Raw genomic sequence first — 13,127 nt, forward strand, 5'->3', positions numbered from 1 at the left:
GGCGGACGAGACTATTCGCCCGAGTGATAGATGAACCTCCGCCAGCTCGAACTTCTGCGCGCCGTCATCCGTTGCGAGACAACGGTTGGCGCCGCGCGCGAACTGGGTCTGTCCCAGCCGGCGGTCTCCAACGCCATCAAGCATCTGGAGCAGCAGCTGGGCTTCGCGCTTTTCGAGCGGGTGAACAACCGCCTGTTCCCGACGGCCGAGGCCCGCGCGCTTTATCAGGATTCCGAGCCGATCTTCCTGATGCATGCGGCGCTGGAGGCCAAGGTCCAGGATCTCCGCGACACCAAGGCCGGCCAGATCCGCATTGTCGGCACACCGCCGCTCGGCTATGGCGCGATACCCTCCGCGCTCAGGCGGTTCCTCGCCAAGCGGCCCAAGGTCAAGGTCGCCTTCGACGTCCGCCGCCTGGAGCAGGTGGTGGAAACCGTCGAGATGGGTGTTGCCGAACTCGGCTTCGTGCTCGGCATCGGCGATCACCCGGCGCTTGATGTCGAACCGCTGCTGGCATCCCGCATGGTCTGCGTCGTGCGGCCCGATCATCCCTTGGCCGCCAAAGGGGTGGTGACGCCGGCCGATCTGCATGGCGAGCCGTTCATCGCCCTCGAACGCGGTTCGCGGTTGGGCACGGCGGTCCGCGAAGCCTTCCAGCAGGCGGCTGTCCCCTACAATTTCGCGGTCGAGGTGCGCTATTGCCAGACCGCCTGCGTGCTGGCCGAAAACGGCGTCGGCGTCACGGTGGTCGATCCGTTCTCGCCCACGTGTAGTGGCCATTATGATCTGGTTGTCAGGCCGTTCGAGCCGGCAACGCCGGTCACTGCCTATGTTCTCAGGCCCAAAGGCCGGCCCGTTTCGCGGCTCGCCGAAGCCTTCCTGCGCGAGGTCAGGACGTCGCTGGAGGATGTAGCGCCACGCCTGGGTTGAGCGCGGCTGAACGAGGTATTTGCTCAGCAAATAGACATGCCCAAAAAATCATAGCTCTGGGCATTGCACGTCGGACCGGATGTGCAACATTTCGAACCGTCCCGCTTTTGCTCGCCTGCAATCGCTGTTCGATCGAGGACCCACCATGCCCCGTATCCTGCGTGTCGCAGCTGCCCAGATGGGCCCCAACCAGCGGGCCGACAGCCGCGAGGCCATTCTCGCGCGGATGATCGCGCTGCTGGATCAGGCCGCCGACCAGGGCGCGCAGCTCGTCGTGTTCCCCGAGCTCGCCTTCACCACCTTCTTTCCGCGCTGGCTGCTGACGCCTGCCGAACTTGAAGCCTATTTCGAGCCGGCCATGCCGAACCCGATGGTGTCGGCGCTGTTCGACCGGGCCCGCGAGCGCAAGATCGGCTTCTATGTCGGCTATGCCGAGAAAACCGCCGACGGCCACCATTTCAACAGCTCGATCACGGTTGGTCCGGATGGCGAACTGCTTGGCAAATACCGCAAGGTGCATCTGCCGGGCTCCGTCGAGCCGCGCATCGGCGACAAGTTCCAGCAGCTCGAGAAGCGCTATTTCGAGTATGGCGATCTTGGCTTTTCCGCCTTCTACGGCCCCGATGCTTGGGGCAGCCCGGTCACCGGCATGCTGGTCTGCAATGACCGCCGCTGGCCCGAGGCCTGGCGCTGCTACGGCCTCCAGTCGGTCGAGCTGATGCTGATCGGCTACAATTCGGCTGCCTATGATCCCAATGGCGGCAAGACCGAGAACGAGGAGCTGCGCACCTTCCACTCCACCCTTGCGGTCCAGGCCAATGCCTACATGAACGCGACCTGGGCGGTCTCGGTCGCCAAGGCGGGCAACGAGGACGGCTCAGGCCTCATCGGCGGCTCGCTGATCGTTGACCCGAACGGCGTCATCGTCGCCCAGGCGCAGTCGCTCGGCGACGAGGTTCTGGTCGCCGACATCGACCTCGACGCGTGCCGGCAGGGCAAGGAGAAGATGTTCAACTTCGCCGCCCACCGCCGGCCGGCGCAGTACAGCCGGATCGTCGACCAGGTCGGCGCCGAGCCGCCGCCGGTCGGGACTCCGCTGAAGGTCGCGGGAGGGCAGGGGCGATGAGCCAGGCTGTCTCCCGCACCGGCGCGCTGCCGGATATTTCAGCCTACAAGCTGGTGCCCGACCGGCACTATGGCCGCTGGCTCGCCGCCATCGCGATCGTGGTGGTGCTGTTGATCCTGGGGCGTGCCTTCGCCCGCGGCCAGATCGAATGGCAATATGTCGGAACCTTCCTGACCGCCCGCGCCATCCTTGACGGCCTCGTCAACACGATCCTGATGACCATTGGCGCCATGTCGCTTGGCATCATCCTCGGTGTCGTGGTGGCCGTCATGCGCATGTCGCCGAACCCGGTCCTGAAGGGTGTGGCGCTCGGCTATGCCTGGCTGTTCCGCGGCACGCCGGTGATCCTCCAGCTGCTGCTCTGGTTCAATCTCGCGCTGATCTTTCCCCATCTCGGCATTCCCGGCGTCTGGAGTGTCCGGACCGTCGACGTCATGACGCCGGCAGTGGCAGCGCTTCTTGGCCTCGGCATCAACCAGGGCGCCTATACGTCGGAAGTCATGCGTGCAGGCATGCTGTCGGTCGATACCGGTCAGTATGAAGCCGCCAAAGCCATCGGTATGACGCGGCTGAAGTCGCTGCGCCGCATCGTCTTTCCGCAGGCCATGCGGGTGATCATTCCGCCGCTCGGCAATGAGTTCATCGGCATGGTCAAGCTGACCTCGCTCGCCAGCGTCATCCAGTTCTCCGAGATCCTGCACAACGCGCAGAACATCTACTACGCCAATTCGCGGGTCATCGAGCTCTTGCTGGTGGCTGCCGTCTGGTACCTCGCGATTGTCTCGATCCTGACGCCGCTGCAGATGCTGCTGGAGCGCCATTTCGGCCGCGGTGCGGGAGTTGGGCGATGACAACACCGCTCGTTTCCATCGTCGATGTCCACAAGACATTTGGCGCCTTCCAGGCCCTGAAAGGCGTCTCTCTGGACGTCAAGGCCGGCGAGGTCACCTGCATCATCGGCGCTTCGGGGTCCGGCAAGACGACGCTCTTGCGCTGCGTCAACCAGCTTGTCGCGATCGACAAGGGCGCCATCTGGGTCGATGGCGAATTGACAGGCTACCGGATCCTCGACGAGCGGCTCCATCGGCTTCCCGAGAAGGACATTGCCAGGCAGCGTCTCAAGACCGGGATGGTTTTCCAGCGCTTCAACCTGTTTCCGCACATGACGGCGCTCGAGAACATCATCGAGGGGCCGGTGCAGGTTCAGGGGCGGCCGAAGGCCGAGGCGGTCGAGGAGGCGAAGGCGCTTCTGGCGCGCGTCGGCATGAGCGAGAAGGCCGGCGCCTATCCGACCAATCTTTCGGGTGGCCAGCAGCAGCGCGTGGCGATTGCCCGCGCGCTCGCGATGAAACCCAAGCTGATGCTGTTCGACGAGCCGACTTCGGCACTCGATCCTGAACTGGTCGGCGAAGTGCTGGCCGTCATGAAGGAACTGGCAGCTTCCGGCATGACCATGATTGTCGTCACCCACGAACTGGGCTTCGCCCGCGAGGTCGCCGACCGTGTCGTCTACATGGATCACGGCCTGATCATCGAGAGCGGCACGGCAGCCGAGGTCCTTGGCGCACCGCAGGAGGCGCGGACCGCCGCTTTCCTGGCCGCTGTCCTGTCATGAACCGTCGCAACACCAAAAGAACCAGACACACAACCAATCCAGAGGAGCCGACATGCTGAAGCGACTGATGATCACCGCCGCCGCCTGCCTTGCCGCATCGGCCGCCATTGCGCAGGAATTGCCCGCTGCCATCAAGACGCGCGGCTCCATCATTGCGGCCGTGGTGCCGAACTATCCGCCGCTTGAGATGAAGGACCCGGCGACGAACCAGCTGACCGGTTTCGACATCGAGCTTGGCAATGCCATCGCCGAGAAGCTCGGCGTGCGCATGCAGTGGCAGGAAACGAGCTTCGAGCAGATGCTGTCTGCGGTGAAGACCGGCCGCGTCGACATCATTCTGTCCGGCATGTCCGACCTGCCGGCGCGCCAGGAGACGGCAACCTTCGTCAACTACATCCGCTCGGGCACCCAGTTCTTCACGCAGCACAGCCGTGCCGCGGAGTTCCCTACACGCGAGTCGCTCTGCGGCAAGTCGGTGGGGGCCTCGCGCCGGACCTCGCTGCCGGCGGAGATCAAGGCCTTCTCGGATGCCAATTGCGTGGCCAAGGGCCGCCCGGAAATCCGCATCGTCGGCACCGAGGGCTCGGCCGATGCTCGCACGCAGCTGCGCCAGGGCCGTATCGACGCCGCCATGCAGGGCTCGGAGACGCTGCCCTACATCATGGGCATGGAGCCGAACACCTTCGCGCTGATCGGCGAGCCCACCCGCTGGACGCTGATGGGCATCGCGACCGGCAAGGAAGAGACCCAGCTGCAGCAGGCGATTGTCAGCGCGCTGCGCCAGCTGATCGCGGACGGAACCTACAAGCGGCTGCTCGACAAGTGGCAGCTCTCGACGAACGGACTTACCGAGGTGACCATCAATGCCGGCCAGTAAATACGACGCCATTCCGCTTCTGCCCGCCAACCGGGCGCCGCTGTCGCCGGAATATCCCTGGCCGAATGGCAACAAGGCCGCGGTCTTCCTGTCCTTTGACGTCGACGCCGAAAGCGCCTGGACCGCCAAGGACCCGAAGAACTACGAGCGCCTGGTGACGGTCTCCTACGGTGGCTTCGAGGCGCGCGTCGGCGTCGCCAAGCTGCTGGAGTTGCTGCGCCAGCAGGAGCTGAAGGCGACCTTCTTCATCACGGGCTGGTCCGTCGAGGCGCACCCCGCCATGTGCGAGGCGATCCTGAAAGATGGCCACGAGATCGGTCATCACGGCTTCCATCACCTGCTGCCCGATCCCGGCGACCCGCTGATCGTCGACGAACTGGAAAAGGGTCTGGACAGCCTGAAGCGTCGCCTCGGCGTCGTGCCTGTCGGCTATCGCGCGCCGCTCGGCGAGAGCTGCGAGGAATTGCGTGTGCTGCTGAAGCAGCACGGGTTCCTCTATTCCTCGTCCTGGCGCGACGATGTCCGGCCCTACCGGCATCTCCTCGCCGACAACACGCCCGGCATCATCGAGCTGCCGGTCACCATGACCTATGACGATTGGATGTACGGCCTGACCCACCGGTTCTCGCCGCGCCCGCTGTTTCCCCGCGAGCATGTCCTGTCGATCTGGAACGACGAACTGGCCGAGACCCGCGACTGGGGCGGCCTGATCACCACCGTTCTGCATCCGCAGGTCTCCGGCCGGCCGATGCGGCTGAAGCTGCTGCGCGAGTTCCTCGACGGCGTGAAGACCTACGGCGATGTGTGGATCACGACCGGCGAAGAGATCGCGAAGCATTTCGCGGCTTGCGAAGCCAAGTCGGCCTGACCTGTCCCTGAAACCCTGAGGAGAAGACCATGACCCGGACAATGTCCCGTTTCCTGCCCCTGGCCATGGCCTTCTGCCTTGGACAGGCGGTGCCCGCGCTCGCCCAGGCGCCGATCGTGCTCCCGGATGCCATCCGCACGGCTGGCGTCGTGCGCATCGGTATCGAGGCGACCTATCCGCCGATGGCCTACAAGGACCCCGCGACCAATGAGCGGCGCGGCGTCAATGTCGATCTCGTCACCGAAATCGCCAAGGTGCTGGGCTTGCGCATCCAGTGGGAAGAGATGGCATTCGCCCAGCTCATCCCGGCGCTGACCACCGGCCGTATCGATTTCTCCGGTTCCTCGATGACCGACCTGCCATCGCGCCGCGATCGGTTGAGCTTCGTCGACTATGTCTCGACGGGTCCGCAGATCTTCGCGCTCGCGGCTCAGTCGGCCGGCATCACCCAGCCGACCGATCTCTGCGGCAAGTCGATCGCCACCCCGCGCACGACCGCCTATTTCCCGACCCTGACGGCGTGGAGCCAGAAGAACTGCGTCGACCAGGGCAGGCCTGCCATCAATGTGGTCGGCACCGAGGGGGCTGCCGCCACCCGCACCGACCTGCGTCAGGCGCGCGTCAACGCCGCCGTGCTGGGCGCCGAATATGTCGTCTATCTGAGCCAGCAGGAGCCCAACACTTTCGTGCGTATCGGCCGCCCCATCGGCGTCAATATGTCGGGCATGGCCTTTCCGAAGGAATCGACCGTTCTGCGCGATGCCGTCGTTGCTGCGATCAACAAGCTGATCGCCGACGGGACCTATCTGGCGATCCTGAAGAAGCACGGCATTGAGGATCAGGCCCTGGCCACGGCAACGGTCGACGCCGGCCAGCCCTGACCCCTGTCGATCGACCGGCGCTGCCAACGGGCTGTGCCGGTCGTTCCCCTGCATAGGCGAGTCCGTCCATGAACATGCTCATCACACGGACTGTCGTCGTGACCGGCAATGCCGCGCACGATGTCCTGTCCAATGCGGCGATTGCCGTGATCGGCAACCGGATTGCCGCTGTCGGATCGACCTCCGAGCTGGAGCAGGCCTATCCGGATCTCGAGCGTTTCGACGCCCGCGGCCTCGCCGTCCTGCCGGGCTTCATCAACGCCCATACCCATACCGTCCTCCTTGCGCTGCGCGGCACGGTCGAGGACTGGTCTGGCGAGGCGATCTACCGCTACATGACGCCGGTGTCCTACGCGATGAGCGGCGAGGAGCGGTCGGTTCTGGCAGCGCTCGGTTGCCTGGAGGCGATCCGCTCTGGCACCACGACGCTGGTCGATCCGTTCCGGCACGTCACGACCTATGCCAAGGCCATGGCCGAGACCGGCATGCGGCTCTGGCTCACCGAATCCTGCGCCGACATCGACACCCGTCGCATCCGCCACGGCGAGTATGCGGTGGACGAGACCTTCGGTGCGGCCTTTCTGGAGCGCGCCGAGGCGCTGGTCGAAGGGTTTCATGGCAGCTATGGCGACCGCGTGCGCTGCCAGGCGGCGGCCCATGCGCCGGACAATTGCTCGCCCAAGATGCTGCGATCCGTGCTCGATTTCGCGGCGAAGCACCAACTGACCCGCACCGTCCATCTGTCGCAAAGTCCGGGCGAGGTCGCAGCCGTCAAGGCGGCGCACGGACTGACCTCGGCTGAATATCTTGATCGGGAGGGTTTCCTCGGCCCCGACCTGACCGCCGCTCACTGGACCTTCTGCACTGAGGCCGACATCGCGCTATTGGCCGAGCGCAAGGTTCGCATGGCCCATACGCCGGCCTCGATCTCCAGGCGCGGATTCCACAAGGTCCGCATTGGCCAGATCCGCGATGCCGGCGTCGAGGTGGTCTTCGGCACCGACAACATGAGCGAGGACATGTTCCAGGCCATGGCCTTCGGCTCCATCGTCCATCGGACGGGCAGGGGCCGGGAGGTCGAGGGCGGCGTGTCGCCAAGCCCCGACGAGGTGCTGGACAGCGTGACGACCATCGCTGCACGCTCGGTCGGTGCGGGCGATGAGATCGGCGCGATCAAGGTGGGCTACAAGGCCGACCTGACCTTTATCGATCTCAAGACGCCGGCGCTCCGGCCGATCGTCCGCCTGGTCTCCAACATCGTCCATTACGGCCATCCCGGCTGCGTCCATTCCGTCATGGTCGATGGTGAGTTCCTGATGCGCGACCGCAAGGTTCTCACCATCGACGAGGACGCGCTGATGGAAGAGGCCGACCGGGTGACCCGCCGTGTCTGGGAGCGGATGATGGCCGACAATCCCGACATCGCGCGGCCGGATGGCGAGCTCCAATGGCTCGGAACGGGCACCTGACCCTTTAGCTGCGGTTCATCCGCCGGCCATTGTCCGGTCATGAAGCCGCTTATGATGGCGAACCTTCAACGGAGCTAGCCCATGCGCGCCATCGGACCGGTTCTCGCTCTCGTTCTCCTGCCCAGTCTGGCGCTCGCCCAGACGCCCGGCGCGATCCCTGCGCCGCGCGACGTCGATGGACGTTTCGTGCTGCGCGAGACGCCCGAGGGTTTCCTGCGGATGGACAGCCGCACCGGCCAGATCTCGCTTTGCGCCCGCCAGAGCGGTGGGCTGACCTGCCGTCTCGTACCAGACGACCGAACCGCGCTCGAGGCCGAGGTTGAACGCCTGAAGGCCGAGAATGAAGCGCTGAAGCGGGGAGGGGCGACGGCTCTCGCCAAACCGCCGACCGATGGCACCGCCACGCAACTCCCCAGCGATCAGGACATCGACCGCGCGCTGTCGATCGCCGAGCGGGTCTGGCGCAAGTTCATGCAGATCATGCGCGACACCGAGCAGGAACAACCGAGCCGCAGGCTTTGAGCGCGCCTCAGGCCGCTGCCTTGTGCGGCGGCTTGTCGAGGCCCTTGGGCGACAGTGTGAACACTTCCACGCCGGTCTCGGTCACGGCCACGGTGTGCTCGAACTGGGCCGACAGCGAGCGGTCGCGGGTGACCGCCGTCCAGCCGTCCGAAAGTACTTTCACATGCGGGCGGCCAAGGTTCACCATCGGTTCGATGGTGAAGAACATGCCGGGCTTCAGCATGGGGCCTTCGCCGGGACGCCCGAGATGGACGACATTCGGCTCGTCATGGAACATCCGACCGAGGCCATGGCCGCAGAAGTCGCGCACCACGCTCATGTGCTGCGGCTCCACGAAGGACTGGATCGCGTGGCCGACATCGCCGAGCGTCGCGCCAGGCTTCACGGCGGCGACGCCGCGCATCAGCGATTCATAGGTGACATCGATCAGGCGCTCGGCGCGCCGCGGAATCTCACCGGCCGTGTACATGCGCGAGGAATCGCCGTGCCAGCCGTCCAGCACGAAGGTCACATCGATATTCACGATGTCGCCGTCACGGAACGGTTTCTCATTCGGGATGCCGTGGCAGACGACATGGTTGATCGAGGTGCAGCAGGACTTCTCGTAGCCGCGATACATCAACGTCGCCGGATAGGCGCCGTGATCCATGGCGAACTCGAACACCAGCTCGTCGATCCGCTCGCTCGGCACGCCGACATCGACCTCGTCGACCAGCATGTCGAGGCATTCGGCGACGAGACGTCCGGCCCGCCGCATGCCCTCGAAGGCTGCGGGACCATAGAGCTTGATCTGGCCATTCTTGCGCATCGGCGCAGTTCCGGCATCGACATAGGTGACCACGGGCAAATTCCTGAGTTTCAACCGAGATAGGGAATTTGGTCCCGCGGGGCAAGCCTTGCCGATGGGACAGGCTCGCTGATCGAGAGCTCAGGTGCCCTCGATCGGCTCCCGCAGCACCCAGATCTCATCCTCGAACACCCTGATGCCGCCCGGCGCCTCGTCGTCCGGATCCTCCTGGCGTTCGTGGTAGCCGTGCTCTACCCAGCCTTCTGGCAGGATCAGACCCAGTTCGGCGACCAGGCTTCGCGCTCGCGGGTTCAGCAAGGTCCAGGTTTGATAGCGATGGGTCCGACGCTCGAAATCGCGGCCATAGGCCGGATCGAGAAAGACACCCACTTCGGACATGAACATGTCCGGCCACCCGACCGCGACATAGACGGTGTCACGCGTCCGTGCCTCCGGACGGGCCGCGACCAGGTGCCTGCCGGCCTCAAGCAGCGCCTGCAGCAGTCGCCGCGCATAGTCGGGATTTTGCTGCGCCAACGGGACGAGCCGCTGATCCACCGGCAAGTGCCAGTGCTCGCACGGGCGGGATGGGCCACCCGGTCCCGGAAAAGTTCCGCTGAACGCGGCGGCCCAGTCCTCGACGGCCGCCACATGCTTTTCGGGTTTGCGCAACGGCCGGCTCTTGCCGAAGGATAGGCGGATGACAGGCTTGACCATGGCGGCTCGCAGGACGGCTTGAAGCAAGGGGCCCGCGCGATGCGCGCGAGACCCCTTCGTCGCCTCGTCAGTCGAGAAGGTTCAGCCCGTTCCAGCTCGCCACCACGTCCGACAGCATCGGCACATATTTGCCGCCCATGCCCTGTGCCTCCGCCATCGCATAATAGTTGCGGACCGCCGCGCCCATGGGATTGGCAATGCCGGATGCCTCCGCCATGGCGGCGCAATAGCGCATGTCCTTGTGGGCATTGGCGAGCGTGAAGCGGTGGGCGTTCTCGTCGCGCTCGATCACATATTTGAAGAAGGTCTGGTAGAAGCCGCAATCCATCCGGCCGCCGCTCAGCACAGCATTCATGGCTTTTGGCGCCACGCCATTGGCCTTGGCAACGGCCAGCGCCTCGGCATAGAGCGCCGCATAGCCCATCGAGACGAAGTTGTTGACGATCTTCATCGTGTGGCCGGCACCCGTCGGCCCGACATGGACGATGCGGCCGGCAAAGCACTCGATGACAGGCCGGACGCGCGCGAGATCGGCCTCCGAGCCACCCGCCATCACATCCAACGTGCCCTCCCAGGCTTCCTTCGGCGTGCGCGACAGGGGCGCATCCAGAAAGGTCACCCCGATCTCGGCAAGCTCCCCGGCGAGCTTGCGGGTCAGCGTCGGTTCCGATGTCGAGCAATCAATGATGGTCAGGCCCTTGTGGGCGCCGGCCCGAAGACCGTCCGGCCCGTTGACGATCGCTTCGACCTGCGGTGAGCCGGTGACGCACAGCACCACGATGTCGGAGGCCTCCGCGATCGCCTTCGCTGATGAGACCTCCTTGGCGCCACGACCGATCAGGTCCTCGACCGGCTTGCGGTTGCGATAGGCCATCACGGTCAGAGGGAAACCCTTCTCGACGATGTTCTTGGCCATCCCATGGCCCATCAGGCCGACGCCGATAAATCCCACTCGTGCCTTGGTCATGCTCGCTCTCCCTGATGTTGTTTTGCTCAGTCTAGCGACATGAGCGCGCAAAAGACGAGAGGTGAAACGATTGAATTGGCTTTCAACTTTTGAATTCAAACTTTAAGCTGCAGCCTTGGCCGGGAGCTTATCCATGTCGCCGCGCATGTCGGATCAAGCGGGTCAGCGGGTGACGCTGCAGCGCATCGCTCACGAACTCGGCGTTTCGACCGCCACGGTGTCTCTAGCGCTGCGTTCCAGTCCACTTGTGGCGGATGCCACGCGGGACAGGGTGCAATCGGTCGCCCGCGAACTCGGCTATGTCTACAACCGCTCGGCCGCCAGCCTGCGTACCGCCCGTACCAACATGATCGCGGTCGGCGTCAACGACATCGTCAATCCCTATTTCGGCGAGTTGCTGGCGGCGATCGAGGAGACGCTGGCCGGTTCCGGCCATACCGTCTTGCTGGGGACCTACTCGGACGATCCCGCCAAGCAGGACCGTGTGCTAAACACGTTGAAGGAATATCGGCCGGACGGGATGATCCTCTGTCCAGCCAATGGAGCGCTCGCGCCGGGCCTCGCAAATGTTGCCGCCAGCGGCATCCCGATCATCCAGGTGACCCGCGAGATTGCGGATGTCGGGCTGGATTTCGTCGGCTCGAATGACGCGATGGCGGCGCGTATCGCGCTCGATCACCTCTATGCGCTGGGACATCGCCGCATTGCCTGCATTGGCGGTACGGACGGGATGTCCACCGGCTTCAACCGGCGCCAGGCGTTCGGGGCGTGGATGCGCGAGAAGGGGCTTACGCCCGACCCCCGCCTGGTGGTGGCGGGGCCCCCCACGCGGCATGCGGGCTTCGAGATCATCCAGCATCTGCTGGACCTCGATGATCCGCCGACGGCTGCGACCTGCATCAACGATCTCACCGCGTTTGGTGTGATGCTGGGCTTGCGCCATCGTGGTGTGGAACCCGGCCGAGGTTTTTCGGTGGTGGGGTCGGACGATGTCGGCGAGGCCGCGCTCTGGGCGCCAGGGCTCACGACCGTGGACAATCATCAGGCAGATATCGGACGCCGGGCCTGCGAGCGGGTTCTGGCCCGCATGGTCAATCCGCACCTGCCGGTCGAGCGGATCGTGATCGCGCCGACGCTGGTCGTGCGGGGGAGCACGGCCAGCGTCGGGTCGTCAGTCTAGAAGTGGTCGATCAGAAGGTCTTGGCGAGCTCGACGGCCTTGGCTTTGGCTTCGGTGAGCGAGGCTTCCGCCGAATCCGGCATGGCGGTGTTGATCACCTGGATCGAGTGGATCGTCTCGAACCCGAAGAACTTCAGCATCCACTCGACATAGGGCTTCTGGAAGTCGATCGCTTCCGCGCCGGTGCCCGGGCCATAGGCGCCCATGGAGGCGGTGACCACCAGGGCCGGCTTGCCCTTGACCAGGCCGAAATAGCCCTGGTCCGGCGACCAGCCGAAGGTCTGGCCCGGCTGGGCGATGACGTCGATATAGTGCTTCAGCACATAAGGAACGCCGAAGTTCCACATCGGGACGGAGACGACGATCTTGTCGGCAGCCTTGAAGTGCTCGGCGGCGGCGACAACCTTGCCCCAGGCCTGGGCCTGTTCGGCGGTGAAGTCCTTGCCGCCCATGACGGCATATTTCGCGTCGAGGGTCGCGCCGTTGAAGGCCGGCAGGTTGGCGGCCCACAGGTCGAGGACCTCGACCGTGTCGCCGGGATGGGCTGCCTTGTAGGCGTCGAGGAAGGCGGTCGCGGCCTGGGTGGAATAGGAGCGGCCCTTGCGCGGGCTCGCTTCGATGTAAAGAATCTTGGCCATTGTCGTGGTGCTTTCCTTGAGAGGGACGGTCAGGCGGCGCGCAGCGCGGAGCGCGGCGACGACTGCCAGAAGGCGAGGGGACCCGAGCGCAGGGCGAGCGCGCCGTCACCGGCGAGCGCATGGGCGACCGACGCGACGATCAGGAAGGCGGGATATTCCCAGCCGCCCTTGGGCGCGCTGAACACCCAGCCATTGGGCACGTGGACCATCAGGGCACCGATCATGATCGGCAGCAGCACGACTGACACCTGCCGGCCATAGAAGCCCGCGATGATCAGAAGGCCGCCGATGATCTCGGCGAAGATGATCGGAGCGGCGAGGAATGACGGCATGCCCTGCGAGCCGAGGAAGCCGGCAAAGCCCGGGATGGTGAACAGCATGAGCTTCATCAGGCCGTGGGAAACCCACATGGCGCCAAGAGCAAGCCGGAGGACAAGGAGGCCGTAAGGGCCGGTCTGGGTATCGGTCATGGTGGGGGTTCCAACGATTCAAGGTCGAGGCGGCGGGTTGCCGTCTGGCAGGGAAGATGGGTCGCTAGTCCCCGCAAGTAA

15 protein-coding genes are annotated in these 13,127 nt (G+C 65.0%); 10 read left to right on the top strand and 5 right to left on the bottom strand.

Going from position 1 to position 13,127, the window contains the following annotated elements:
- Positions 1-30 precede the first annotated feature (30 nt).
- The 9 genes from E8L99_RS15625 to E8L99_RS15665 all read left to right on the top strand — a co-directional run bounded on the left by E8L99_RS15625 (position 31) and on the right by E8L99_RS15665 (position 8,288).
- Positions 31-930 (top strand): LysR family transcriptional regulator, encoded by a 900-nt coding sequence (locus tag E8L99_RS15625; protein WP_137100418.1) that lies wholly within the window; start codon positions 31-33, stop codon positions 928-930.
- A 145-nt stretch (positions 931-1,075) separates the two neighbouring features.
- Positions 1,076-2,056, top strand: coding sequence for an N-carbamoyl-D-amino-acid hydrolase (locus E8L99_RS15630; RefSeq protein ID WP_137100419.1), 981 nt, complete (start codon positions 1,076-1,078; stop codon positions 2,054-2,056).
- Entirely contained in the window at positions 2,053-2,907 is an 855-nt protein-coding gene (locus tag E8L99_RS15635) for an amino acid ABC transporter permease (RefSeq protein ID WP_137100420.1), read from the top strand. Before E8L99_RS15630 ends, E8L99_RS15635 begins: the two co-directional genes overlap by 4 nt.
- Positions 2,904-3,671, top strand: coding sequence for an amino acid ABC transporter ATP-binding protein (locus E8L99_RS15640; protein WP_137100421.1), 768 nt, complete (start codon positions 2,904-2,906; stop codon positions 3,669-3,671). The genes E8L99_RS15635 and E8L99_RS15640 overlap by 4 nt, the downstream gene beginning before the upstream one ends.
- Before the next feature lie 52 nt (positions 3,672-3,723).
- Complete coding sequence (locus E8L99_RS15645; protein ID WP_137100422.1) at positions 3,724-4,548, top strand: ABC transporter substrate-binding protein; 825 nt, start codon at positions 3,724-3,726, stop codon at positions 4,546-4,548.
- The gene (locus tag E8L99_RS15650; RefSeq protein WP_137100423.1) at positions 4,535-5,416 is read left to right on the top strand and encodes a polysaccharide deacetylase family protein; all 882 of its coding nucleotides are present in this window, start codon (positions 4,535-4,537) and stop codon (positions 5,414-5,416) included. The genes E8L99_RS15645 and E8L99_RS15650 overlap by 14 nt, the downstream gene beginning before the upstream one ends.
- A gap of 29 nt (positions 5,417-5,445) precedes the next feature.
- Positions 5,446-6,297 (top strand): ABC transporter substrate-binding protein, encoded by an 852-nt coding sequence (locus tag E8L99_RS15655; RefSeq protein ID WP_215907004.1) that lies wholly within the window; start codon positions 5,446-5,448, stop codon positions 6,295-6,297.
- Between the two features lie 68 nt (positions 6,298-6,365).
- On the top strand, positions 6,366-7,766 hold the full coding sequence (locus E8L99_RS15660; protein ID WP_137100424.1) for an amidohydrolase family protein: 1,401 nt from the start codon (positions 6,366-6,368) through the stop codon (positions 7,764-7,766).
- A gap of 81 nt (positions 7,767-7,847) precedes the next feature.
- Positions 7,848-8,288, top strand: coding sequence for a hypothetical protein (locus tag E8L99_RS15665; RefSeq protein WP_137100425.1), 441 nt, complete (start codon positions 7,848-7,850; stop codon positions 8,286-8,288).
- 7 nt (positions 8,289-8,295) lie between these two features.
- On the opposite strand, the gene map is transcribed toward E8L99_RS15665, so the two are convergent.
- From map to E8L99_RS15680, 3 genes are all read right to left on the bottom strand, one after another.
- Positions 8,296-9,096, bottom strand: a complete 801-nt coding sequence (gene map / locus E8L99_RS15670) for a type I methionyl aminopeptidase (RefSeq protein ID WP_137102146.1) — start codon at positions 9,094-9,096, stop codon at positions 8,296-8,298.
- A 120-nt stretch (positions 9,097-9,216) separates the two neighbouring features.
- A complete protein-coding gene (locus tag E8L99_RS15675) occupies positions 9,217-9,792 on the bottom strand; it encodes a DUF3916 domain-containing protein (protein ID WP_137100426.1) in 576 nt (191 codons plus the stop codon).
- Between the two features lie 67 nt (positions 9,793-9,859).
- Positions 9,860-10,789, bottom strand: coding sequence for an NAD(P)-dependent oxidoreductase (locus E8L99_RS15680; protein ID WP_256371392.1), 930 nt, complete (start codon positions 10,787-10,789; stop codon positions 9,860-9,862).
- A 103-nt stretch (positions 10,790-10,892) separates the two neighbouring features.
- Between E8L99_RS15680 and E8L99_RS15685 the strand changes: the two genes are divergently transcribed.
- The gene (locus E8L99_RS15685; RefSeq protein ID WP_137100428.1) at positions 10,893-11,939 is read left to right on the top strand and encodes a LacI family DNA-binding transcriptional regulator; all 1,047 of its coding nucleotides are present in this window, start codon (positions 10,893-10,895) and stop codon (positions 11,937-11,939) included.
- A 10-nt stretch (positions 11,940-11,949) separates the two neighbouring features.
- Here E8L99_RS15685 and E8L99_RS15690 read toward each other — a convergent pair whose 3' ends face one another.
- Positions 11,950-12,576: an FMN-dependent NADH-azoreductase gene (locus tag E8L99_RS15690; protein WP_137100429.1), complete on the bottom strand. Its 627-nt coding sequence runs from the start codon at positions 12,574-12,576 to the stop codon at positions 11,950-11,952.
- Between the two features lie 29 nt (positions 12,577-12,605).
- Complete coding sequence (locus E8L99_RS15695) at positions 12,606-13,046, bottom strand: DoxX family protein (protein ID WP_137100430.1); 441 nt, start codon at positions 13,044-13,046, stop codon at positions 12,606-12,608.
- Positions 13,047-13,127: the final 81 nt, after the last annotated feature.

This window comes from Phreatobacter aquaticus, assembly GCF_005160265.1.
Classification (GTDB): domain Bacteria; phylum Pseudomonadota; class Alphaproteobacteria; order Rhizobiales; family Phreatobacteraceae; genus Phreatobacter; species Phreatobacter aquaticus.